We start from the raw sequence: 24,401 nt of genomic DNA on the forward strand, positions 1-24,401 counted from the left end.
ATAGCGGTGGGTCAGACAACATATTTGCTGATTGATAGACCGCTATCGCGAGCAGGCTCACTCCTACAATTAGTCCGCGCAAGGCCATACATATGCCCGCTGCCTTTTACCGCTTCATCCTTGCTCTCGCGCTGTTATTACCGATGGCCGTACAGGCCGGCGACGCCGAAGACTTCGTCGCGGCCAACCCCGTGCAGCAAGCCAAGCTTCTGGAAGGCTGGGCTGCGCAGCCCGATCCGGCCCGTATCGAGCTGATCAACGCCCTGCAACAAGGCGAGCTGACCGTCGACGGCCAACCGAAAACCCTGCGCCTGAACAACCGCCTGCGGGGTCTGATCGACACCGCTATGGCCAGCCACCAATTGCTCGCCACTGACGCCAAAACCCGTCTGACCGCCGCGCAGCAATTGCAGAAAAGCGCCAAACCGGCACAGTTGAAATTTCTCGACCAGCAACTGGCTGGCGAAAAAGACGAAACCGTTCACGCCGCCCTGAGCCTGGCCTTGGCTAATCTGCAACTGGTGGACACCGACCCGGCCGTGCGCCTTGCCGCTGTGCGTCTGCTCGGTGAAACCGGTGACCCACTGGCTCGCACCCGCCTCGAAAGCCTGCTGCAACCTGGTGTCGAAGCCGACGCCGGCGTACGCACCGCTGCCGAAACCAGCCTCGCTCAGGTCAAACGCAAATTGCTGATCGGCGAGATCCTCGGCCAAGCCTTCAGCGGCATGTCCCTCGGTTCGATCCTGTTGCTTGCCGCACTCGGTCTGGCGATCACCTTCGGCCTGCTCGGCGTGATCAACATGGCCCACGGCGAGATGCTGATGCTCGGCGCGTACTCGACGTACGTGGTGCAGCTGATGTTCCAGCGCTTCGCCCCGCAAGCCATCGAGTTCTACCCGCTGATCGCGTTGCCGGTGGCGTTTTTCGTCACCGCCGCCATCGGTATGGCGCTGGAGCGCACGGTGATTCGCCACCTCTATGGCCGTCCATTGGAAACCCTGCTCGCCACGTGGGGCATCAGCCTGATGCTGATTCAACTGGTGCGATTGGTGTTCGGTGCGCAGAACGTCGAAGTGGCCAACCCGGCGTGGCTATCGGGCGGGATTCAAGTGCTGCCGAATCTGGTGCTGCCGTACAACCGCATCGTCATCATTGCCTTCGCGCTGTTTGTGGTGGTGCTCACCTGGTTGCTGCTGAACAAGACGCGCCTCGGTTTGAACGTGCGCGCCGTCACCCAGAACCGCAACATGGCCGCCTGCTGCGGCGTACCCACCGGGCGTGTCGACATGCTCGCCTTCGGCCTCGGCTCAGGCATCGCTGGCCTTGGTGGCGTAGCCCTCAGCCAGATCGGCAACGTCGGCCCGGACCTCGGCCAGAGCTACATCATCGACTCGTTCCTGGTGGTGGTGCTCGGTGGCGTCGGCCAATTGGCCGGTAGCGTGCTGGCCGCGTTCGGCCTCGGCATCGCCAACAAAATTCTCGAACCGCAAATCGGTGCCGTACTCGGCAAGATCCTGATCCTCGCGCTGATCATTCTGTTCATCCAGAAACGTCCGCAAGGCCTCTTCGCACTGAAAGGACGGGTGATCGACTGATGAACCAGCCCCTGATGCTCACGGCCACGCAAAAGGCCGGCCCCAAAGTCACGATCGCCGTCGGCGCGGTGATCCTCCTTCTGCTGCTGGCGTTGCCGTTGCTGTCGTTGTTGTCGCCGGACAGCACGTTTCACGTCTCGGCTTACACGTTGACGCTGGTGGGCAAAATTCTTTGCTACGCCATCGTCGCCCTGGCGCTGGATCTGGTCTGGGGCTACGCAGGTTTATTGTCCCTCGGTCACGGGCTGTTCTTCGCCCTCGGCGGTTATGCGATGGGCATGTACCTGATGCGCCAAGCCTCGGGCGATGGCTTGCCAGCGTTCATGACCTTTCTGTCGTGGACCGAATTACCGTGGTACTGGACCGGCACCAGCAGCTTTCTCTGGTCGATGTGTCTGGTGGTGCTGGCGCCGGGGTTGCTGGCGCTGGTGTTCGGCTTCTTCGCCTTCCGCTCGCGGATCAAGGGCGTGTATTTCTCGATCATGACCCAGGCCCTGACCTTCGCCGGGATGCTGCTGTTCTTCCGCAACGAAACCGGGTTTGGCGGCAACAACGGCTTTACCAACTTCCGCACTATTCTCGGCTTTGGCATCACCGAACCGGGGACTCGCGCGGTGTTGTTTTTTGCCACGGTGGTGTTGCTGGTGGTGAGCCTGTTTATCGGCTGGCGTCTGGCGCGAAGCAAGTTCGGCCGGGTGTTGACCGCCCTGCGGGACGCGGAAAACCGCCTGATGTTCTGCGGTTACGATCCGCGCGGTTTCAAGCTGTTCGTCTGGGTGTTGAGCGCGGTGTTGTGCGGTCTGGCCGGTGCGCTGTACGTGCCGCAAGTCGGGATTATCAACCCGAGTGAAATGTCGCCGACCAACTCGATTGAAGCCGCAGTTTGGGTGGCGCTGGGTGGTCGCGGCACGCTGATCGGCCCGCTGCTCGGCGCCGGTGTGGTCAACGGCATGAAGAGCTGGTTCACCGTGGCCTTCCCGGAATACTGGCTGTTCTTCCTCGGCGCGTTGTTCATCGTCGTGACCTTGTACCTGCCCAAAGGCGTGATCGGTCTGCTGAAAAAGAGAGGTGAATCATGAGAGTCACTGCAACGGCTGAATTCATGCTCGAACCGGCGTTTTTTCCGCCCCTGGAACCGAACAGGGACGCCGGCAGCAGCCGCGACGCTATCGGTCTCGGCCAAGCCGCTGGCAAAGGCCTGAACACTCGCCACGGCACGATCCTGACCCTGGAAGACATCAGCGTCAGCTTCGATGGTTTCAAGGCGCTGAACGATCTGAATCTGTACATCGGCGTTGGCGAACTGCGCTGCATCATCGGCCCCAACGGCGCGGGAAAAACCACGCTGATGGACGTGATCACCGGCAAGACCCGGCCCAGTCACGGCAAGGCCTGGTTCGGTGAAACCCTCGACCTGACGCAGATGAGCGAAGTGCAAATCGCCCAGGCTGGCATCGGTCGCAAGTTCCAGAAGCCGACAGTGTTCGAAGCCTTGAGCGTTTTTGAAAACCTGGAACTGGCGCAGAAAACCGACAAATCGGTGTGGGCCAGCCTGCGGGCTCGCCTGAGTGGCGAACAGAAAGATCGCATCAGCGAAGTGCTGGAGACCATTCGCCTGACCACGTCGGTCAATCGTCCGGCGGGTTTGCTGTCCCACGGTCAGAAGCAGTTTCTGGAAATCGGCATGTTGCTGATGCAGGACCCGCAACTGCTGCTGCTCGACGAGCCGGTGGCGGGCATGACCGACGCCGAAACCGAATTCACCGCCGAACTGTTCAAGAGCCTGGCGGGCAAGCATTCGCTGATGGTGGTGGAACACGACATGGGCTTTGTCGGTTCCATCGCCGACCACGTCACCGTGTTGCACCAGGGCAGCGTGCTGGCCGAAGGGTCGCTGGAACAGGTGCAGGACAACGAGCGCGTGATCGAGGTGTATCTCGGTCGGTAGCCGCCCTCCCTGTAGGAGCGAGCCTGTGTGGAACAGAAGGAATTTGAGAATGCTGCAAGTCGACAAGCTGCACCAGTATTACGGCGGTAGTCACATCCTGCGGGGCCTGACGTTTGACGTGAAGGTCGGTGAAGTCACCTGCCTGCTCGGGCGCAACGGCGTGGGCAAGACCACGCTGCTCAAGTGCCTGATGGGTTTGTTGCCGGCCAAAGAAGGCGCGGTGAACTGGGAAGGCAAAACGATCACCGCGTTCAAGCCACACCAGCGGGTTCACGCCGGGATCGCTTACGTGCCTCAGGGGCGGGAAATTTTCGGCCGGCTGACGGTGGAAGAAAACCTGTTGATGGGCCTGTCGCGATTTCCCGGCGCTGAAGCCAAGGAAGTCCCGGCGTTCATCTACGAGCTGTTTCCGGTGCTACTGCAAATGAAGCAACGTCGCGGCGGTGACTTGTCCGGTGGACAGCAGCAGCAATTGGCGATCGGCCGAGCGTTGGCCAGCCGTCCACGCCTACTGATTCTCGACGAGCCCACCGAAGGCATCCAGCCATCGGTGATCAAGGAAATCGGCGCGGTGATCAAGAAGCTTGCGGCCCGTGGTGATATGGCGATTTTGCTGGTGGAGCAGTTCTACGATTTCGCCGCCGAACTGGCCGATCAATACCTGGTGATGTCCCGGGGCGAAATCGTGCAACAGGGTCGCGGAGAAAATATGGAAGCCGAGGGTGTTCGCGGCTTGGTTACGATCTAAGGCTACGATCTAATCTGTAGCGTCCCAACGATAATTAGAAGCCATGAATTTACCTGTTCCCACTGCCCTGTTTACCCCGAGCTGGCACGCTGAGCTGGAACTCGGCTACGCCCGATTCGGCGACAGTACGCGCCCGGTTCAGCGCCGGCACAAAGGCCCGCTGCGGGTGCAGAAGCACCTGTATGCCGAAGGGCCGGAAGTTTGCCAGCACATCATCGTGCACCCGCCGGGCGGGATTGCCGGGGGTGATCGGCTGGACATCTCGGCCAGTGTCGGCCCTGATGCCTGGGCGCAAATTACCAGCCCTGGCGCGGCCAAGTGGTATCGCGCAGCGGGGCCCGCTTATCAGAAGCTCGACTTGAACGTAGCCACCGGCGCGACACTGGAGTGGCTGCCCCAGGAAACCATTATCTTCAGCGACGCCCAGGCCGAGCTCAGCACTTCAATTGATCTGGAAGGCGATGCGCGGTTGTTTTACTGGGACGTGGTGGCGTTGGGTCGCCCGGCCAGTGGCGAGCGCTTCGACCTCGGGCATTTTCAGGCGCAGTTGGACATCCGTCGCGACGGCCAGTTGCTCTGGCATGAACGCCAGCGCATTGTCGGAGGTGATGGTTTGCTTGATTCACCGATTGGACTGGATGGGCAACCGGTGTTTGCGACGTTGTTGGTGACTGGGGACATCGATAGCGCGTTGCTGGAGCAGTGCCGTTCGTTGACCCATGACGTGCGCGGAGATCTGACCCAGCTGCCGGGGCTTTTAGTCGCACGTTGCCTGGCCAGTGAAGCGCTGTTGGCCCGAGGCTGGTTGATTGATTTGTGGCGATTATTGCGCCCGACACTATTAGGCCGTGAAGCTCTCCCCCCGCGAATATGGAGCACCTGAAATACGATCCCCTGTAGGAGTGAGCCTGCTCGCGATGGCGTCGGCACATTCAACACATAAGTTGCCTGACACACCGCCATCGCGAGCAGGCTCACTCCTACAGGGGGTTTGTATTTACAGACCCGAAACCCTTTTAATCTGCCCAGATGGATTCCAAACGATGGACCTGACCCCACGCGAGAAAGACAAGCTGTTGATCTTCACCGCCGGCCTCGTGGCCGAGCGGCGTTTGGCACGCGGCGTGAAACTCAACTATCCGGAAGCCATGGCCTACATTTCCGCAGCGCTGCTCGAAGGCGCGCGCGACGGCCGGACCGTGGCCGAGCTGATGCACTTCGGCACCACCCTGCTCAGCCGCGAACAAGTGATGCAAGGCATCCCGGAAATGATCCCGGAGATCCAGGTCGAAGCGACCTTTCCTGACGGCACCAAACTGGTCACCGTTCACCAACCGATCGCCTGAGGCCGCGTCATGACTTACCAAATTCGTGATGCACTGCATGCCGACTTGCCGGCGATCCGCGACATCTACAACGACGCCGTGCTCAACACCACGGCCATCTGGAACGAACAGGCCGTGGATTTGGGTAACCGCCAGGCCTGGTTCAGCGCCCGGCAATCCCAGGGCTACCCGATTTTGGTGATCGTCGAAGGCGACAACACGGTGCTGGGCTACGCTTCATTCGGTGACTGGCGGTCGTTCGACGGGTTCCGCCACACCGTCGAGCACTCGGTTTACGTGCGCAGCGACCAGCGTGGCAATGGTCTCGGCCCGCAATTGATGACCGCGTTGATCGAGCGCGCCAAAGGTTGCGACAAGCACGTGATGGTCGCCGCCATCGAAAGCGGGAATGCTGCTTCTATTCGCCTGCATGAGCGAGCCGGCTTCGTGACGACCGGGCAGATGCCCCAGGTGGGCACCAAGTTCGGTCGCTGGCTGGACCTGACTTTCATGCAACTGACCCTTAATCCTGGCGCGGAACCGCCGACCGCCAACAAGGAGTAATTGCCCATGAACGCTGCCCAACTGCGCCGCGTCAATGTTGAAAGCTTTGCGCACTACCGTCAGGGTTTGATTGATCTGCTGCTCGACGCCGTCGGCTATGGCGCCAGCGTCGGGTTCATGGCCAATCTTGACGCCACCCAGGCCCGAGCCTATTTCGATGATGTCCAGGAGAACCTGAACAAGGGCAACGTGCTGCTGTGGGTGGTGGTCAAGGACGAGCAAGTGCAGGCCAGTGTGCAACTGACCCTGTGCCAGAAAGCCAACGGCCTGAACCGCGCCGAAGTGCAAAAACTGCTGGTGCGTGAACACGCCCGACGTCGAGGTCTGGGCCAGCAATTGATGAGTGCGCTGGAAACGGCCGCCCTCCAGCACAAGCGCGGCATGCTCTACCTCGACACCGAGGCCGGCTCCCCTGCCGAAGACTTCTACAAGGCGCTGGGTTACACCCGAGCGGGCCAAATCCCCGACTATGCCTGCGACCCGAGCGGCCGCTACAAGCCGACCGCCCTCTACTACAAGATTCTCCAGGGAGCCCATTAATGATTCCTGGGGAATACCAGATCCAGCCCGGCGACATCGAACTCAACGTTGGCCGCCGCACCCTCAGCCTGAAAGTGGCCAACAGCGGCGACCGCCCGATCCAGGTCGGCTCGCATTACCACTTCTTCGAAACCAACGATGCGCTGACGTTCGACCGCGCCGCCAGCCGCGGCATGCGCCTGAACATCCCCGCCGGCACCGCCGTGCGCTTCGAGCCGGGACAGAGCCGCGAGGTCGAGTTGGTAGACCTGGCCGGGCATCGCCGGGTGTTCGGGTTTGCCGGCAAGATCATGGGTGACTTGTAAGTAATGCAGTGCCGGCTCTGGCCCCATCGTCGGAACGCCGCCCGGAGCAAGCTCGCTCCCACAGGGGAACGCGGTCAACTGTGGGAGCGAGCTTGCTCGCGATTAGCGAGCTATGCGAGCGGTCTCAAATTCAATTGAATCTCAAGGCAAACGAATGAAGATTTCCCGTCAGGCCTACGCCGACATGTTCGGCCCCACCGTCGGTGACAAGGTCCGCCTGGCCGACACCGAGCTGTGGATCGAAGTCGAAAAAGACTTCACCACCTACGGTGAGGAAGTGAAATTCGGTGGCGGCAAAGTCATCCGCGATGGCCAGGGCCAAAGCCAATTACTCGCCGCAGAAGTAGTCGACACGTTGATCACCAATGCGCTGATCATCGACCACTGGGGCATCGTCAAAGCCGACGTCGGCCTCAAGGACGGGCGCATCGCCGCTATCGGCAAGGCCGGCAACCCGGACATCCAGCCGAACGTCACGATCGCCGTCGGCGCCAGCACCGAAGTCATCGCCGGCGAAGGCATGATCCTCACCGCTGGCGGCATCGACACGCACATCCACTTCATCTGCCCGCAGCAGATCGAAGAGGCGCTGATGAGCGGCGTCACCACCATGATCGGCGGCGGCACCGGTCCGGCCACCGGCACCAACGCCACCACCTGCACGTCCGGGCCGTGGCACCTGGCGCGCATGCTTCAGGCGGCTGATGCGTTCCCAATGAACATTGGCTTCACCGGCAAGGGCAACGCCAGTCTGCCGGAGCCATTGATCGAGCAGGTCAAGGCCGGCGCCATCGGCCTGAAGCTGCACGAAGACTGGGGCACCACGCCGGCGAGCATCGACAACTGCCTGAACGTCGCCGACCAGTACGATGTACAAGTGGCGATCCACACCGACACGCTCAACGAATCGGGCTTCGTCGAGACCACCCTCGCCGCCTTCAAGGGCCGCACCATCCACACCTATCACACCGAAGGCGCCGGTGGCGGTCATGCCCCGGACATCATCAAGGCCTGCGGTTTTGCCAACGTGCTGCCGAGCTCGACCAACCCGACCCGGCCGTTCACCCGCAACACCATCGACGAACACCTCGACATGCTGATGGTCTGCCACCACCTGGACCCAAGCATTGCCGAAGACGTGGCCTTCGCCGAAAGCCGCATCCGCCGCGAAACCATCGCCGCCGAAGACATCCTCCACGACCTCGGCGCGTTCTCGATGATCAGCTCCGACAGCTAGGCCATGGGCCGCGTTGGCGAAGTCATCACACGCACCTGGCAAACCGCCGACAAGATGAAAAAACAGCGCGGCCCATTGCCCGGTGACGGCGAAGGCAACGACAACTTCCGCGCCAAACGCTACATCGCCAAGTACACCATCAACCCGGCAATCACCCACGGCATCAGCCATGAAGTGGGTTCGATCGAAGTGGGTAAATGGGCCGATCTGGTGCTCTGGCGCCCGGCGTTTTTCGGGGTCAAACCGACGCTGATTCTCAAGGGCGGCGCCATCGCGGCCAGCCTGATGGGCGATGCCAATGCGTCGATCCCGACGCCGCAACCGGTGCATTACCGTCCGATGTTTGCCAGCTACGGTGGTTCGCTGCATGCCACCAGCCTGACGTTTATCAGTCAGGCGGCGCAGGAGGCCGGGCTTCCTGAAGCCCTGGGTTTGAAAAAGAAAATCGCAGTAGTCAAAGGTTGCCGCGAGGTGCAGAAAACCGACCTGATCCACAACGACTACCTGCCGAACATCGACGTCGATCCACAGACCTATCAGGTCAAGGCCGACGGAGTGCTGCTGTGGTGCGAGCCCGCCGAAACGTTGCCGATGGCGCAGCGCTATTTCCTGTTCTGAAGCAGCGCCATGCAAAACAAAGCCCCGGGTGCACAACGCTGCAGCCGGGGCTTTATCCCTCTTTGATTTGACTCAATGATTGATCAAAGCGGGTTTTGCGCCAGCTCCTGGTGAGTCAACTCCTCGACCAGTGCCGCTTCTTCGATCTGTAATTGCGCATCCAGATCCGCCAATTGCTCCTCGTACGCAGGTGATCCCGGTATTTTTGACCGATATCCAGCGAACGCCTCAATGCCCTGCACGCGGGACATGATCGTATGCTCGATGCGAAACCCAACGGCTTCGCATCGATGCCAAAACGTTCAGAGATCAGCTTCGCGGTGGGGTCTTATCCAGCAAGTCCCGCAAAGCGTTCAGCTTCATCTCGAGACTGGCGTCCTTTGCTTCAGCGGTTAACGTTCCCTCGCGTGAGGCCTTGTTCAGTAAATCCCGCAGGGCGTTCAACTTCATCTCGAGACTGGCGTCCGTTGCTTCAGCGGTTGCCGTCACTGTTTGCTCGTTACCGGTGCTTCCTTGCGACTGGGTCATCAAATTTTCCTCAATGTGTTTTTTTACGTATCGTTTCAATGTGCTTGATGCAAAACCCTACGGCCTCGCATCAATGTCCAAAGGTTTAAAGATCAGTTTTGCGGGGCGACCGGTAAAGGTTTTTTGATCCGCTGCAATTTCGCTCGGTCCATGGCTTCCTGGGTCAGTTGCAGGAGCAAGGCTTCGCGCTGCGCTTTGATCTCTGCCAGCTCTTGGTCATAGACCTCTTCAGACATAACCTCGCCTGGAGCGATAGCGCTTTCCGGCTTGCTGAGTTCGGCGGCCAGGACGCGGATTTTTTCCTTCAACTCAGCCTTTTCCTCCAGAGTCAGGCCGGTACTGGCGGCTCTCTCATCCAGGGCTTCCTTGAACTCGACTGTTGCGACCTCCTGGCGATCAAGCGCTCTGAAACGCGCCCGGTTCGAACGCTTGACGAAGGATTCCCAGAATGGCTGCTCTGCAATCGAATCACGCAGCAAAGTACCCTCCTCCAGCGCCAGAACCCTTTGGTACGCGTCTTCGATCATCTCAGTGGTGACGCCTGCAATATTGCGAAACTGCATGCCACGCGCCTGCCACGGCAGATCCAGCCGTTCTGCCAAATCGGTCATGAAGGCCAGGTGAACCTCGACTTCGTCAATCGAGCCGGTGACATTGCCCTCGGCGTCCAGTCTGCGGAATCGCTCACCCGCCGCTTGTCGGGCGACGATATGACGTTCGGCAATTCTCTCGAGTTCATCCAGCCGTGATTTGCCCTTCGCCAGCTCCACCAACTCGGCTTCGATCAAACCGACGTTGCCAAGCTCTAACGCTTCTTGAGCCAATACGTTGATCCCCATGACGTTGAACAGCTGGGTAGCACCGTCAACGCATTGGCTGCGTGCATTGGCCTCCTTGAACAACTGCTCGCGCAACGGAGCATCCTTGTTCATGGCGTCGAGCATGCGCCAGACCTTGGCCGTCAGATCGGCCCGATAGGCCTTGCTGGCCTTGAAGTCGGCTGACAGTGTCAGGGCCTGGATTTCTTCAAAGAAGTCCTTCGAGTTGAATTCATCCTCCACCTCGTCCCACACCTGTTGCTTTTCCCTCCACTGACCCCGGGTCAAGCCCTCACCCCACTGGATATTGCTGCGTGCACCAAGGGGCGGATACGGACGATCAGGGTCCATGCCCGCCGACCGGATATAGTCTTTGAGAAGGTTCAGATTGGCTTCTGACATCCAGGCAGGCTCGCGGCTGAGCCACGTACGCCCCAATAGCTCGGCCTGCCAGGTGCCGGGGGTGACCTGCGGAATGTTGCTCAGCGGGTTGTTGCGAAGGTCCAGAAAAAAATGACGATACCGATTACGAGCGAAAAGCCCCGGCGGCCAGCCAGTCGCTCCGGTGCTGGACAAATCCAGAGTATGCAAATCAGCCATGCGACTGACGTTCGGCAACATCCCCAAGGGGTTATCCCCCAAGCGTAACAAGACCAGACGCGTACTTTTTTTGAGCATTTTCTGATCGGCGTTGTTAAGCACTATCTGGTTGTGTGTCAGATCCAGGTCTGTGAGGTGCGGCATCTCGGCGATGCTCCGGGGCACCCTGGTCAGATTGTTTTTGGCCACGTCCAGCACGCGGACTTTACGAAATTGCTGAAAAAACGGTTGCTCGATGTTCGACAAGCCTGAATTGCGCAACCACAGGCGCGTAACGTGATCGAAATTAGCCTCCAGCGTCGGCATACGATCAATGTGCGTTTGCATATTGAAGTCACTCAGGTCCAGCGTCTGGCCCAGCACGCCCCCATGCGCATCCAAGTGCCTTGGACCGGTACGTTGCCAGCACCGCCTGATCTTTTGGGCAAGAATTTCCCTGGCATTCCTCTCGGCCACACCACTGGGGCCGTAACGAAAGTCCCGGGGCAGTCCGTTTACCCAGCGGTTCAGGGAAGACACCATCTGGTCGAACTCAATTTCCAGGGCCTGGATCTGCGCGCCAAGCGACGTGCCTCGCTGGCTCAAGGCCTGGATAAAGGTTTCAAGCTCAGGATCAGTGAGGGTTGGATAAAGGCTGCGCACCCGATGCCGTGCCGTCGCCTCCCTTGCTATGCGCTGATAGCCGTCCATGCCTCCCAACAGCTTCATGCTCTGTGGGTCGTAGGCCGGTTTGCGAACCGGATGCTCAAGCAACGTCGATTCAAACTGATCGCGACCCAACGGGGAACGCTGTACTTCAAATTTCAGCCGTTCAGCTTCGTGCACGCCATAGCCCAATGCGTTGCGCTGGGCATCGGGCAGTGCTTGCAAGATTGACGGGTAGAACTCATCCGGGCCGTGCAAAGGCTGATCATGGGCATCGCGCACCTGATAGCGCCCGTCCTCTTCGAGAATCAACACTCTGAGAATCGACGCATTTTGCGGCCCGACACTGGCGTGCAGTTTGCCGGCGGATCCCAATTCGCGAACTTCGATCCGCACATCGGCGGACCATCCCGGCAAACCGCTCAGCGAAGCCAGTTCGAGTCTGCGGGTGTCGGCACCGGCCAGTTCCTCAAGGAAGAGACCCTCATAGGCGCGGTTCACGCGCACACGGTCTCGCAGCTGTCGGGCATTTTGGCGCAAGCGCAGCGAGACACTTTGCTTTTCGCTCAGGTGCTGCAGGTCTGTCGGTTCGGCATGCTCCAGCAGCTCTTCGGCAGCGCTGGCCGGCAACTCCGGGACGTCATTGCGCAGTCGTTGCACACGAGGATCGCTGGACACATCACGGCCCTTATAAAGGCCCTCGAACACGGCTTTTTTATGTTTCCCCGCTTGGGTGACCATCTGTTTGCGCAGCGCCTCGATACGCTCGGGTGTGCCACGCCCGACCTGATCGCCAAGCAGATAGCGAACCTCGGTTTCGTCCAGCGACTCAATCACCCGCTCGGGCAGCTTGCCCGCCGCGAGTTCCGAGCGACTGACCTTTATCGTCATCGGCTCAGACGCCGTTGCGTTACCGTGTTTGAACGATGCCCCCGAGCGATCCGCAGCCTCGAACACTTCCACCGCCCGGTTCTCGGGCCAGTTCGGCAGTTCAACCATGACCTCTGGCACAAAGCCGACCAGCGCGTCTGGAATCTCGTTGGCCTCGATGTGCTGAGCAAAACTCTCCGCATCCGCGTAGGTGTTGAAACGCGTGAAGGTATCGCGCAATAGCGCGGGCGGGGTTTCATGCTCGACGTGCAACCTGCGCAACAGGCTTTCATCAACCCCGCTCACTTGCTGAATCCTGGCCAGCGTCTGGCCGGAGTACTTTTGCGTGTCGCTATTCATGCGCTGCATCAATCGCCTTGCATCCCACTCCAGCGGCCGTTCGGTCTCAACCTTCCAGGCACCGGCGTTGTTGTGCTCCACCACCGGTTTATAAGCCGTGGGGCGTTGCGGATGCTCAAGTCGATGCTGACCCGTCACCGGGTCTTGGCTCACCTGGTAGTTCTTGTCCTCCAGCCGTAGCCACTGCTTGCTGCCGTGTTCATGCAATCCGATGTCATTGGGTTTCGATTCGGCGGGCAGCGCCACCGGGTGCTCGTACGGCCCGAGGTCGGGTTTCCACAAACGGGTCTTGCCACCGGGCATCTCCACCGGCTTGAGGCTGTCCACCAGGGCGCTGGGTTTTACCGCCGCCAGACCTTTGGGCAGTACGTGGCCGACGCCCATCAAGGCCAACTGGGCAAAGTTGATCAGCACGCCATTGATGTGGGCGGCGGCTTCATCGCGGTCGCCCTTGCCCCAGTCGACTAGCCCTTCCACCAGTTCGTCAGCGATCTGCGCCACCATCACGCCCAGCAGCACTTCGCCCACGCCGGGAATCAGCATCCCGACAAAGTTGAACACGTTCCAGCCGATGTCCAGGTAGCTGGTCAGGCGCTTCCAGCGGGTGGTGTCGTCTTCATCACCGGTCGGTACCGCAATCACCCGTGCATCGGCGATGGCTTTATCGCGTTTGTCGACATACAGCCATTGCCACAGATCCCCGGCAATCAGGTTGGTGATGGGCTCGGCAGTGGGGTTTTCGACTGCGGTTTCCCGCCACCAGGGGCCCATGTCCAACGGCTCGCGTTGCTGCCAGACAACACGTGACAGGCGCTCGTTGACCCGGGCGAAGAATTTGCCCTTGTCTTTTTGCCTCACGAAACGGCTGAAGAACGCCTGATACTCCGGCTGGCGCAACTGGCTGAGCAGCTCTTTCATGAAGTCGGCGAGGGAGTCGTACTCTTTCAACGGGTGTAGCGGATCGTCCGGCACATAGGCAATCAGCGGCCCATGAACACGACTTTGGTTATACAGATCGTCGCGCCGCAGCATCTCCTCATTGACACCGGCAGGGCCATTGCCCAAGAACGACTGCAGCAGCTTGAACTTGTCGTACTCACTGCCCGGCAGCACCGGCACGCGTTGCGACCACGTGCTCCAGAACTTCAGGGCGTCAGGCGTCATTGCGTCGACCAACGGCTTGAGCCTGGACGGCTGAACCACCGCGCTGAACAACACGATACCGTGCAACGGGAAACCCATCAGTGAGAGGCGATGCCGGTGCAACGGTTGATGGTGGAAAGTGATATCGGGCTTGTTATCGCGCACTTGTTGAAGTTTGCCGTAGGCGTACTCACTGATATCGCCTTTTAACATGGCCATCAGCGCATCCATATTGAACGCGCCTTTCTGCGCAGCCACCCCGTTCGCATTCAATAACTGGCGGGCCGCTGGATCGGACGGTAACAGGACGCTTTTAATATGAGTCTGATACTGCGCACCGATATCCAGACGCCTGCATAGCGCGGCGATTTTTCCGACCGTCAGCGCTTTGTGCAGTTGCGGTTCACCCCGGAAGTTCTTTGAATAGACGCCCGAGCCGGTACGGTAATAATCTTCCGCTGTTTCCGGTGCTTCGAAGTTATGCAGCGCCGCGTCCAACAGGGTGGACTCACGCATATGACTGGCGCCACCGTCGATCACCAGGAGAATCTTGTCCGGCACATACAATTTCAGCGTCAGCTGACTGACGACGTCGGCATGTATGTTGAAGTGTGACCTGAGCCCCGCCGAAAGCAGGGGTAGCGCAAAGGCCTGAATGTCCTGTTGCAGGTCTTTCAGGGCGCCATCCACCAGCGTTTGCAAGCGCCAGCGTTCTTCGATCAGCTCATTGAGGTACTGCCGCCGCAGGCTTGACGCATTCAAGTACCAATCGGGCAACGTTGCGTTTGTGCCGTCCAGCGATAACAGACGACTGATGGGCGCCTCTGTTATTGCGCGGGGCAATGTTCGGACAATACGTTCGAAGTGAGGTCCCTTACTTTCAGCGCGAGTAACCCGCCTCCTTACAAAATTTTCCGTTCCATTTAATTCAGACATTATGTAACAACCAAAGCTAACAATAGGAGCCACAAGCTTAAGCAGTACCTGATAAAACAAAAGACTAAAAAACTGCTCAACCGGCGACGGACCAGTAGCGTGATCGTTCAAACATTAAAGAGTTGAACATACATAAATAACACCCTTGTTTCCCATTGGTCTTTTGTCCTCGCCAAACTTGATCCGCCGAAGGCTGCGATCTTTTGATGTTGAACTACTCGATCACCAACCGAGCTAACCGCTGCTTGAGCATGCGGTTCTCGGCCCGCAGTTGCTGCACTTCTTCAAGCAGGTCCAGCGCCAGGGCGACGCCTTCCCATTCCAGTTCCAGATCGTGCCGCAGCTTGGCGGCACGCTTGGCCAGCGCCAGCTCATAATCGTTGAAACGCCAATCCTTGGGCTGGCTGCCCTGAGGTTCGAGGATGCCGTGCTCGACGATTTCGATCACGTAGACGTCCGACAAGTCGGTCGCCTCACAGAATTCTGCCATGTCCAGTTGAACGATCAGGGGGTTGCTCATGATGGGCTACTCCGTCTCTTGGATCAGAAGTTTTCTCTGGGGTTGAAAGCCGCTTTTTTCGCAAGTTCCTGCCACAACGCCTTGACCTCGTCGTCAGAGTCTTTAGGCATGACGGCCTTGAGTTGTACAAACAGATAACCGCGATGGCCGGCCTTGTTCATCAAGCCGTGGCCTTTGGCGCGCATGCGCTGGCCATTCTGACTGCCGGCCGGAATCTTGAGGTTGATCTTGCCCGTCAGGGTCGGCACGGCAACTTCGGCGCCCAACGCCAGTTCCCACGGAGCCAGCGGCAAGGTAATGATCAGGTTTTCGCCTTCGACGTCAAACTTGGGGTGCGGCGCAAAGCGAATGATCAGGAACAAGTCGCCATTGGCCCCGCCACCCGTGCCCGGTGCACCCTGGCCCTTGAGGCGGATGCGCTCGCCGTCGGTCACGCCGGCCGGGATCTTCACGTTCAGGCTTTTGCTGGTGTTGCTGACATGCTGGCCGGCAGCGTTGTACTGCGGCACCTGGAAGGTGACCTTCTTCGATTCGTTCGAAAGGGTTTCTTCCAGAAAAATCCCGAGTTCCATTTCCACGTCTTGCCCTCGACGCCCGGCGCTACGGCCCGACTGTCCACCACCAAAACCAGGGCCACGGTTGCCGAAAATCGAACTGAAGAAGTCCGAAAAATCGCCTGTGTCCTGCCCACCGCCGAAACCGCCTGCACCACGACCCTGCCAACCTGGCGGGCCCTGGAACGGTTGGCCGTGCTGGCCGTATTTGCGCAAGTCGTCGTATTCGGCGCGCTTGTCGGCGCTTTTCAGCGCTTCATAGGCTTCCGAGGCATCTTTGAATTTGGACTCGGCGTCCTTTTCCTTGCTGACGTCCGGGTGATACTTGCGCGCCAGCTTGCGATAGGCGGCCTTGATCGTCTTATCGTCCGCGGTCGGTTCCACACCGAGAATCTTGTAATAGTCTTTGAAGTCCATCGAGGGAATCACCATCCGTTATCAAAATCGCGCCACTGCCGGCAGCATGCGCGCATTAGCAGCCGCGAAGTTGACCGATCTCAAGTTTGTGACCGGGCAGCGCATCAGAAGTTTATCGGCAGCAGTCGGCGGTTCTTGTGACCGCACCCTGGCTGCCAGGGTCAATGCAGACAAGTTTGGGGCAAAGGATAGTCTTTCAAGGCGCTAATCGCTGAGATTTAGCGGATAGTCGGCCTTCGAATCTGCGCCGCACTGACATACACTGCGCGGCCGTTTTTTAACCGGAACTCGAAAGACATGAAAAACGCATCTCCAGCCCGTGCCTGTGGTATCGACTTCGGCACGTCCAACTCCACCGTCGGCTGGCTGCGCCCCGGCATGGAAACGCTGATCGCGCTGGAGGACGACAAGATCACCCTGCCTTCGGTGGTCTTCTTCAACATGGAAGAACGCCGCCCGGTGTACGGCCGCCTCGCGCTGCACGAGTACCTGGAAGGTTATGAAGGCCGGTTGATGCGCTCGCTCAAGAGCCTGCTGGGCTCCAAGCTGATCAAGCACGACACCAGCGTTCTGGGCACGGCGATGCCGTTCAAGGACCTGCTCGGGCTGTTTATCGGCCAATTGAAGAAGCGCGCCGAAACCGCCGCCGGTCGCGAGTTCGATGAAGTGGTACTGGGTCGTCCGGTGTTCTTCGTCGACGACGATGAAATGGCCGACCAGGAAGCCGAAAACACCTTGGTGGACGTGGCCCGCGCCATCGGCTTCAAAGATGTGTCGTTCCAGTACGAACCGATTGCGGCGGCCTTCGACTATGAGTCGACCATCGAAAAAGAAGAGCTGGTACTGATCGTCGACATCGGCGGCGGTACGTCAGACTTCTCGCTGGTGCGCCTGTCCCCTGAACGCCGCACCCACGACAGCCGTCACGACGACATCCTCGCCACCGGTGGCGTGCACATCGGCGGGACCGATTTCGACAAGCAACTAAGCTTGCAAGGCCTGATGCCGCTGTTCGGCTATGGCAGCCGGATGAAGAGCGGCGCTTACATGCCGACCAGCCACCACATGAACCTGGCGACCTGGCACACCATCAACTCGGTGTACTCGCAAAAGTCCACCCTGGCGCTGGGCAGCATGCGCTACGACATCGAAGACACCGGCGGCATCGATCGCCTGTTCAAACTGATCGACCAGCGCGCCGGCCACTGGCTGGCCATGGAAGTGGAAGAAACCAAGATCCAGCTGACCCACGCCGACAGCCGCCATGTGCCGCTGGACCGCATCGAACCGGGTTTGAGCGTGGAGTTGAGCCGGGCACTGTTCGAATCGGCCATCGACAACCTGCTGGAGCGCGTGCGCAACAGCGTGACCCAGCTACTGAACGACGCCAACGTGCGAGTCGATCAGGTCGATACGGTGTTCTTCACCGGCGGTTCGAGCGGAATTCCGGCACTGCGCAACAGCGTCTCGGCGATGTTGCCGAACGCGCGGCACGTGGAAGGGAACATCTTCGGCAGCATCGGCAGTGGCCTGGCGATTGAAGCGATGAAGCGCTACGGCAACATGGACTGACCCGAAACTGCTCGCGATGACGTCAGACCAGGCACTGCATCCCTTGGATCAAACCATCCCCACCTGCTTCAACTCACTCTTCAGGTACGCGTAATAAATCGGCCCCGCCACCACCCCCGGCAGGCCGAACGCGGCCTCGAACACCAGCATCGCCAGCAGCAACTCCCACGACTTGGCACTGATCTGCCCGCCAACGATGCGCGCGTTGAGGAAGTATTCGAGCTTGTGGATAAAAATCAGGTAACCCAACGCCGCCACGGCCACCCAGATCGACAGCGACAGACCGACGATGGTGATCAGGGTGTTCGACATCAGGTTGCCGATCACCGGCAGCAGGCCGAGCAGGAAGGTCAGCACGATCAGGGTTTTGGTCAGCGGCAGCTTGATCCCGAACATCGGCAGGACCACCACCAGGAAAATCCCGGTGAAGAAGGTGTTGAGCAGGGAAATCTTGATCTGGGCGAATACGATATTGCGAAACGCCTGGACCAGCAGGTGCAAGCGGTCGAACAGCGCGGCGGCCAAGGGCTTGCGCTTGGTCACGTCCGGCACGCGCTGCAAGGCAATGATCGCCCCCAGCACCATGCCGATCAGCAGCGTCACAAACATGTGCGCCGCGTCCTTGCCCACCAGCTGCAAATCACTGAGGTGCTTGCTCATCCACTCGCCAATCGCCACGCGAAATTCGGCGGCGCTGGCGGGCAAATAGGCGTCGATGAACGGCGGCAATTGCCCGCGCGCACGGTCAACCACGTGCATGAATTTGTCGAGAGAAGCGCCGGGGTTTTCCGCTTCGTGCAGCAGAAAGCTGATGGCACCGGCAAAGATCAGCGTCAACACACTGACCACCAGCGTCCCCAGCAACGCCACCGCCAGCCAGCGCGCACGCCGGCCTTCGATCAGCCGCTGCAATTGCGGGGTGAGCATGTTGACCAGTTCAAACACCAGCAGCCCGGCCAGCAGACTGGGCAGCAACCGCAGCGGTATCACCAGCAACAAACCGCCGAAAATGATGACCCAACTGATGAGTAGCAAGACGTGACGTTGAGAAAACGTTGGCATACAGCCTCAAAACGAACGGCGTAAAAGGATGGGCAGTCTGCCAGCGTTCCGATGCCAGCACTAGGGATTGTGTAGGTCGACCTTAGTGGGGGCGCTGGCGACTTTTTGCAGTGAGCTTATTGGCCCTATCGCGAGCAAGCTCGCTCCCACATTGGTCCTGAGTACACAGCTCCATTGTGGGAGCGAGCTTGCTCGCGATGGGGCAATCACAGCCCCCACATTTTCCGGCCGATCTTTACTTTTTCTTCAGGCAATCGCTCATGAAGGTTTTGCGCGCATCGCCCTTGAGCGCCTGAGTGGCAGCATCGGCGTTGCAGGTTTTCATTTTCTCCTGCTGAGGCGTCAGGGGTTTGGCGGCATCGGCGGCGGGTGCAGCTTTGAGGCAATTGCTCATGAAAGCTTTGCGTTCGTCTCCCTTGAGGGTTTTCGCGGTAGCGTCAGCATTGCAGGTGGTCATCTTGTTCTGTTGCTCAGTGGCGGCAAAGCCCTGGGCGCAGAGCAGCAAACCGATCATCAACAAAGGGACACGCAACATCTTCATGGAGTTTTCTCCTTGTTGCCGCACCGACGAGCACGGCCTCGCTCTGGAGTGTAGACAACACCTGTTACACCTTCCTGCTCTCAAGGTGGCTGCGTCGGTACTGTTCCGGCGTGCACCCCGCCTGGCGTTGAAACATCGCGATAAACGCTGAACCAGTGCTGTAGCCCATGTCGAACGCGATCTCCTGGATGCTGCGGTGGCTGTCCAGTGCTTCGATGAATGCCAGAAACTTCAACCGCTGCCGCCACTCGCCAAAACTCATGCCCAACTCGCGGACAAACTGCCTTGCCAGGGTGCGTTCGCTGACATGGATCTGCGCGGCCCATTCCGCCAAGGGCCGGTTATCACCGGGCTCGGCCTGCAAGGCCTCCAGTATCCCGAGCAATCCCGGGCTGCTGGCGTAAGGCAAGTAACACTCATGGATAGGCGCCTGTTGCAGCTGATCCACCAACACCTGCGCCAGACGTTTGTCAGCCTCGTGCTCGGGAATCTTCACATCGCGTGCGGCAAAGTCTTTGAGAATTGCTTTGAGTATGTCGCTGATGGCCAGGGTGCAGGCCTGTTGCGGCAGGTCCTGGCACATCATCGGCGCCAGGCAGACCGCGCGATAGTTGATGGGCTGATGGCTGTAGAAGCTGTGCTCGGTCTGCGGGGGCACCCACACCGCATATTGCGGCGGTGACATAAAGCGGCTGCCACCGATGTCCATGTGCAATACGCCGTAGGCCGAATACTCCAGCGTGCCCCATGGATGACGGTGCGCCGAGGCATAACGATGCGCATCAAAGTCGGCATAACGGAAGTACACCGGGGCAGGCAGTTCGCTGAAATCCAGCAGATCAATGTGTTTACTGGTCATGCTGTCCGTCATCAGGGGCAGGTTGTCTGGATCGAAGTATAGGCTTGCATCCAGACAGGTGGATAATCACCCCTCATTAACGTTCTGGTTTTTATCGATGCAATACGCTTATCCCCTGCTGGCCATTTTCATCTGGGCCGGCAACACCGTGATCACCAAAATGTCGGCCGGAGCGATCTTCCCCGCCGAGATCGGTTTTTATCGCTGGCTGCTTGCCGGACTGCTGTTCACACCCTTCATGCTCAAACCGGTGATCGCCCATTGGCCAGCGATCCGCCCGAACCTGGGCAAGATCTTTGTGCTCGGCGTGCTCGGCATGGCTGTTTACCAAAGCCTGGCGTACTTCGCTGCGAGCCTGACCTCGGCCACCAACATGGGCATCATCCTGTCGCTGATGCCGTTGATGTCACTGGCCATGGCGATCATCAGCCTCGGCCAGCGCCTGACCATCGGGGCCCTGGCCGGCGCGGTGCTGTCGTTCGCAGGGGTTTTGGTGGTCGTCTCATCCGGCAGCCTTGGTGCGCTGCTCGAACACGGGGTGAACCTGGGTGACGCAATGATGCTGATCGCCACCCTGGCCTACGCGATCTACAGCACGCTGCTGAAAAAGTGGCAGCTGCGTTTGCCGCCGCTGGTGTTGCTGTACTTGCAGGTATGGGTGGCGGTGGTGGTGCTGTTTCCGTTGTTCCTCGCTTCACCGAAGATAGGCCCGACGCTGCAGAACATTCCGCTGGTGCTTTACGCCTGCCTGCTGGCCTCGATGCTTGCGCCGCTGGCGTGGATGCAGGCCGTGATCCGCCTGGGGCCGAGCCGGACTACGCTGTTTTTCAATCTGCTGCCGTTGATTACTGCGCTGATTGCGGCGGTGGTGCTGCATGAACAGTTAGCGATGTATCACTTGGTGGGCGGGGTGTTGACGTTGGGTGGGGTGATTCTTTCGGAGCGCTGGACCACGGTGTTGGGCCGTGCTTAGTCCTTTGTGGCGAGGGGGCTTGCCCCCGTTCGGCTGCGCAGCAGTCGTAAAACAGAGCCAGCTCGGTAAGTCTGAAAGTTTGCAGGGGGCCGCTTCGCAGCCCAACGGGGGCAAGCCCCCTCGCCACAGGACGGTCTAAAGCCCTGCAACTTTCAGCCGCGCCGCATGCTCGACAAACAACCGGACCGGCTCCGCGCCCTTGCCCACCAAACCCAACGACTGATTGACGATGTCGAAGTGATCCATCGGATACTCATCGCCGATCACTGTCCCCAGATGCGAGCTGTAACGCCCGACCATCCCGTCACAATGCCCGACCTCGCGAACGAAGGTCCTGGCAAACAACCGGCAACTGCGGTTGGTCCCATCAAACAGGTTTCGCCCGCGATTGGTCTTGCCTGGCTGCAAGGTCCCGGACCAGGAGTAATACCGCACGCCGTTGACCTCTTCCGGCCCATGCCCGCCCCAGGTTTCAGGCAAGCCCTGTGGATAACGCTGGTTGAACAGCGCCACGCCTTCGGTCGTCAGTGCATGATGGGCGGCATGGATATCCACGGGTAATTTCGGCCCGTGATAACCGGTGTCCAGCAGGCTCATCAGCGCACTGATCCACCGTAGCAAAACGCTGAGCAAACGCCCCTTGGCGCTGTCTCCCGGATAGTGTTTGTGCAGGTAATCCGCCAGCTCCGAACCGTGATTGGGTCCTGCCACCGAGGTAACCGAGGCGACGCGGCCCGGGCGTTTGGCGGCGGCATAACGGGCGGTCAGCGCCCCTTGACTATGGCCGATCAGGTTGACTTTCTCGACCCCGGTTTCCCGCAGAATTTCCTCGATCCGCGCCAACAGTTGCTCACCGCGCACTTCGCAGGAGTTGATCGGCGAGACCTGCACCGCTATCACCGTCGCCCCACCCCGGCGCAGTGCCGAGATGATTCCGTACCAATACGGATAAAGCAGCAGGCGGATAAACCCGAGCATTCCCGGGACCAGCACCAACGGGTAACGCGTGGCAGAACCTTGCGACATGGGCGGACATCCTTGTGATCGGGGAGGTGACACCAGGCTGAATGCAAGACATCAGCCAAGCATCGGCATCGAAGATGACCAGTCTATGACATCGCGCCTTACTTCAGCCCCACCACCCCCGCTACGATCAATCCGACCGACACCAGTTTGACCGCCGTCAGGCTTTCGCCGAGTAGCGCAAAGCCAAGAAACACCGTGCCCAGTGAGCCGATGGCGGTCCAGATCGGGTAAGCGATACTCACCGGCAACTCGCGCATAGCCAGGGTCAGGAAGTAGATCCCGCCCACCGCGGCCACCACGGTGATCATCGACGGCCAGAGCCGGGTGAAGCCTTCGGCGTACTTCATGCCCATGGCAAAGGTGACTTCGAAGCCGGCGGCGATCAGCAAAAACAGCCAGGCCATCTAGAACTCCCTGGCCAGCGCCCGCAAACGCTGCTCGGCCTCGGCGGCGGAGATCTGGAAGGTGCGCGCCTCGGATTCTTCGCCTTCGGCGGCCACGACCGTGATGTCGGTGATGCCGATGAACCCCAATGCCGTTCGCAACAACGGATCGGCATGATTCATCGCCTCAAGTTCTCCGCCGGGCCCGAAACCGAACCCGCCGCGACTGGTGACGATCAAAGCCTTTTTGCCCTGCACCAATGGCTCGTATTGGGCCACGCCATTGTCCAGTGGTGATTGAAGGTCAGCCCCAGCCGCACAATCTGATCGATCCAGGCCTTGAGGCCGCTGGGCACGCTGAAGTTGTGCATCGGCGTGGAAATCACCAATAAATCGTGACCGAGTAACTCGCCCACCAGTTCATCTCTGAACGCCAGGTCGGCCTGCATCGACAGCGGCCGCGCATCGGGTTCGGGGTAAAACGCGGCGGCCACAAAAGCCTCGTTGACTGGTGGAATCAACGCTCGACCGACTTCGCGACGGGTCAGGTGCGACTGCGGATTGGCCGCTTGCCAGGCTGAAAGAAACACCTCGGCCAAGCGCCGGGAGTGAGAACGGTCGCCACGGGGGCTGGCATGTACGGCAAGAATTGTGCTCATCTGAATCTCCTGAAGGACTAAACTCAAACTGCTTGTGGCTTGCAGCTTGAAGCGCGTAGCCGCCCCTCTTCAAATGAACAAAAATCAGTTTGGATGAATTTATTTCATCCACGGAGCTTTCAATGTTTGCCTCGCTGCCGCTGACCGCCCTGCGCGCCTTTGAATCCGCCTCGCGCCTGCTCAGTTTCAAGGCAGCCGCCGAAGAGCTCTCGGTGACGCCGACGGCGGTTTCCCATCAGATTCGTTTACTTGAGACCTGGCTCGGCGTGCCGTTATTCGAGCGACTTCCGCGGCAAGTTCGCCTGACGGACGGCGGTGAACGGTTGTTTCACAGCTTGCACGGCGCCTTGCTGGAAGTGGCGCAAAGTGTCAATACACTGCGCCCGCAACGCAGCGGCGTGAGCCTGACGATCTCCACTACCGCCGCTTTCGCTGCGTTGTGGCTGGTGCCCCGGCTGGGCCGCTTCTACGCCCGGCACCCGAATATCAGCCTGCGGCTCGATACCCATTGCGAAGTCATCGATTTGCATCAGGACGCCAGCGTCGATCTGGTGCTGCGCTATAGCCTCGGTGATTACCCGAACCTTTATGGCCTGTGTCTGTTCGACGAATCCTTTGGCGTCTATGGCTCGCCGGAGCAAGTCGCCCTGGCCGCCAGCCGAGCGCCGACGCTGATCAGCGTGCGCTGGCATAACTCCAAACTGTACGCCCACGGCTGGGAGGCCTGGTGCGCACAATCCGGCGAGAACTGGCTTGCGGGGAAGCCAGCAGTCCGTGAATACGACGAAGAGCATTACGCCCTGCAAGCGGCGATTGCCGGGCAAGGCCTGGTGTTGGCGAGCAATATCCTGGTGTCCGAGAGCGTGGCCAGCGGTTTGCTGGTGGCTTACAAGGGTGAGGTTCAGGTCGATGGTGCCGGTTACGCGGCACTGTGTGTGCCGGGGCGCGAACGGCATCCGCCGGTCCGGGCGTTTTTTGCGTGGTTGCAGGAGGAAGCGGCGTTGTCAGGGTTATTGCCAAGATCCCGGCCTTCAGTAGCTGACTGATCGTTCCCA

Annotated in this window: 22 protein-coding genes and 2 pseudogenes; 13 read left to right on the top strand and 11 right to left on the bottom strand. The window is 59.7% G+C overall.

Going from position 1 to position 24,401, the window contains the following annotated elements:
* Positions 1-92 precede the first annotated feature (92 nt).
* From urtB to ureC, 10 genes and pseudogenes are all read left to right on the top strand, one after another.
* On the top strand, positions 93-1,595 hold the full coding sequence (gene urtB / locus MO767_RS17615; protein WP_282481534.1) for an urea ABC transporter permease subunit UrtB: 1,503 nt from the start codon (positions 93-95) through the stop codon (positions 1,593-1,595).
* Positions 1,595-2,674: an urea ABC transporter permease subunit UrtC gene (urtC, locus tag MO767_RS17620; RefSeq protein ID WP_282481535.1), complete on the top strand. Its 1,080-nt coding sequence runs from the start codon at positions 1,595-1,597 to the stop codon at positions 2,672-2,674. Before urtB ends, urtC begins: the two co-directional genes overlap by 1 nt.
* Positions 2,671-3,543 carry an urea ABC transporter ATP-binding protein UrtD gene (gene urtD / locus MO767_RS17625; protein ID WP_282481536.1) on the top strand — a complete coding sequence of 291 codons (873 nt, stop codon included), beginning with the start codon at positions 2,671-2,673 and terminating at the stop codon, positions 3,541-3,543. Before urtC ends, urtD begins: the two co-directional genes overlap by 4 nt.
* 49 nt (positions 3,544-3,592) lie before the next feature.
* Complete coding sequence (gene urtE, locus MO767_RS17630) at positions 3,593-4,291, top strand: urea ABC transporter ATP-binding subunit UrtE (RefSeq protein ID WP_140683085.1); 699 nt, start codon at positions 3,593-3,595, stop codon at positions 4,289-4,291.
* A 43-nt stretch (positions 4,292-4,334) separates the two neighbouring features.
* On the top strand, positions 4,335-5,174 hold the full coding sequence (locus tag MO767_RS17635; protein ID WP_282481537.1) for an urease accessory protein UreD: 840 nt from the start codon (positions 4,335-4,337) through the stop codon (positions 5,172-5,174).
* A gap of 160 nt (positions 5,175-5,334) precedes the next feature.
* The gene (gene ureA / locus MO767_RS17640) at positions 5,335-5,637 is read left to right on the top strand and encodes an urease subunit gamma (RefSeq protein ID WP_282481538.1); all 303 of its coding nucleotides are present in this window, start codon (positions 5,335-5,337) and stop codon (positions 5,635-5,637) included.
* 9 nt (positions 5,638-5,646) lie between these two features.
* On the top strand, positions 5,647-6,180 hold the full coding sequence (locus tag MO767_RS17645) for a GNAT family N-acetyltransferase (protein ID WP_282481539.1): 534 nt from the start codon (positions 5,647-5,649) through the stop codon (positions 6,178-6,180).
* Between the two features lie 6 nt (positions 6,181-6,186).
* The gene (locus tag MO767_RS17650) at positions 6,187-6,720 is read left to right on the top strand and encodes a GNAT family N-acetyltransferase (protein WP_282481540.1); all 534 of its coding nucleotides are present in this window, start codon (positions 6,187-6,189) and stop codon (positions 6,718-6,720) included.
* Positions 6,720-7,025 carry an urease subunit beta gene (locus MO767_RS17655; RefSeq protein ID WP_282481541.1) on the top strand — a complete coding sequence of 102 codons (306 nt, stop codon included), beginning with the start codon at positions 6,720-6,722 and terminating at the stop codon, positions 7,023-7,025. Before MO767_RS17650 ends, MO767_RS17655 begins: the two co-directional genes overlap by 1 nt.
* 154 nt (positions 7,026-7,179) lie before the next feature.
* Positions 7,180-8,880, top strand: a pseudogene (gene ureC / locus MO767_RS17660) (urease subunit alpha).
* A gap of 83 nt (positions 8,881-8,963) precedes the next feature.
* Here the strand turns inward: ureC and MO767_RS17665 are convergent.
* The 5 genes from MO767_RS17665 to MO767_RS17685 form a co-directional block, all read right to left on the bottom strand.
* Positions 8,964-9,131: a hypothetical protein gene (locus MO767_RS17665; protein ID WP_282481542.1), complete on the bottom strand. Its 168-nt coding sequence runs from the start codon at positions 9,129-9,131 to the stop codon at positions 8,964-8,966.
* Between the two features lie 58 nt (positions 9,132-9,189).
* Positions 9,190-9,408, bottom strand: a complete 219-nt coding sequence (locus MO767_RS17670; protein ID WP_282481543.1) for a hypothetical protein — start codon at positions 9,406-9,408, stop codon at positions 9,190-9,192.
* Positions 9,409-9,500: 92 nt separating this feature from the next.
* Positions 9,501-14,606, bottom strand: a complete 5,106-nt coding sequence (locus tag MO767_RS17675; RefSeq protein WP_282481544.1) for an NEL-type E3 ubiquitin ligase domain-containing protein — start codon at positions 14,604-14,606, stop codon at positions 9,501-9,503.
* Between the two features lie 388 nt (positions 14,607-14,994).
* Entirely contained in the window at positions 14,995-15,300 is a 306-nt protein-coding gene (locus MO767_RS17680; RefSeq protein ID WP_282481545.1) for a chaperone modulator CbpM, read from the bottom strand.
* Positions 15,301-15,323: 23 nt separating this feature from the next.
* Positions 15,324-16,271, bottom strand: a complete 948-nt coding sequence (locus MO767_RS17685; RefSeq protein ID WP_282481546.1) for a DnaJ C-terminal domain-containing protein — start codon at positions 16,269-16,271, stop codon at positions 15,324-15,326.
* Positions 16,272-16,568: 297 nt separating this feature from the next.
* Between MO767_RS17685 and MO767_RS17690 the strand changes: the two genes are divergently transcribed.
* Complete coding sequence (locus MO767_RS17690) at positions 16,569-17,843, top strand: Hsp70 family protein (RefSeq protein ID WP_282481547.1); 1,275 nt, start codon at positions 16,569-16,571, stop codon at positions 17,841-17,843.
* Between the two features lie 48 nt (positions 17,844-17,891).
* Here the strand turns inward: MO767_RS17690 and MO767_RS17695 are convergent, their stop codons facing one another.
* The 3 genes from MO767_RS17695 to MO767_RS17705 form a co-directional block, all read right to left on the bottom strand.
* On the bottom strand, positions 17,892-18,905 hold the full coding sequence (locus MO767_RS17695; protein WP_123367609.1) for an AI-2E family transporter: 1,014 nt from the start codon (positions 18,903-18,905) through the stop codon (positions 17,892-17,894).
* 235 nt (positions 18,906-19,140) lie between these two features.
* Positions 19,141-19,446 carry a PsiF family protein gene (locus MO767_RS17700; RefSeq protein ID WP_150656601.1) on the bottom strand — a complete coding sequence of 102 codons (306 nt, stop codon included), beginning with the start codon at positions 19,444-19,446 and terminating at the stop codon, positions 19,141-19,143.
* A gap of 64 nt (positions 19,447-19,510) precedes the next feature.
* Entirely contained in the window at positions 19,511-20,305 is a 795-nt protein-coding gene (locus MO767_RS17705) for a helix-turn-helix transcriptional regulator (protein ID WP_282481548.1), read from the bottom strand.
* A gap of 97 nt (positions 20,306-20,402) precedes the next feature.
* Between MO767_RS17705 and MO767_RS17710 the strand changes: the two genes are divergently transcribed.
* Complete coding sequence (locus MO767_RS17710) at positions 20,403-21,278, top strand: DMT family transporter (RefSeq protein ID WP_282481549.1); 876 nt, start codon at positions 20,403-20,405, stop codon at positions 21,276-21,278.
* Positions 21,279-21,413: 135 nt separating this feature from the next.
* On the opposite strand, the gene MO767_RS17715 is transcribed toward MO767_RS17710, so the two are convergent.
* From MO767_RS17715 to MO767_RS17725, 3 genes and pseudogenes are all read right to left on the bottom strand, one after another.
* Positions 21,414-22,304: a triacylglycerol lipase gene (locus MO767_RS17715; RefSeq protein WP_282481550.1), complete on the bottom strand. Its 891-nt coding sequence runs from the start codon at positions 22,302-22,304 to the stop codon at positions 21,414-21,416.
* 98 nt (positions 22,305-22,402) lie between these two features.
* Entirely contained in the window at positions 22,403-22,708 is a 306-nt protein-coding gene (locus MO767_RS17720; RefSeq protein WP_008157366.1) for a multidrug efflux SMR transporter, read from the bottom strand.
* Positions 22,709-23,346: pseudogene (locus MO767_RS17725) on the bottom strand (NAD(P)H-dependent oxidoreductase).
* A gap of 122 nt (positions 23,347-23,468) precedes the next feature.
* Between MO767_RS17725 and MO767_RS17730 the strand changes: the two are divergent.
* Entirely contained in the window at positions 23,469-24,392 is a 924-nt protein-coding gene (locus MO767_RS17730) for a LysR substrate-binding domain-containing protein (protein ID WP_282481551.1), read from the top strand.
* The last annotated feature ends 9 nt before the right edge of the window (positions 24,393-24,401 follow it).

This window comes from Pseudomonas sp. UYIF39 (assembly GCF_029963765.1).
GTDB lineage: Bacteria > Pseudomonadota > Gammaproteobacteria > Pseudomonadales > Pseudomonadaceae > Aquipseudomonas.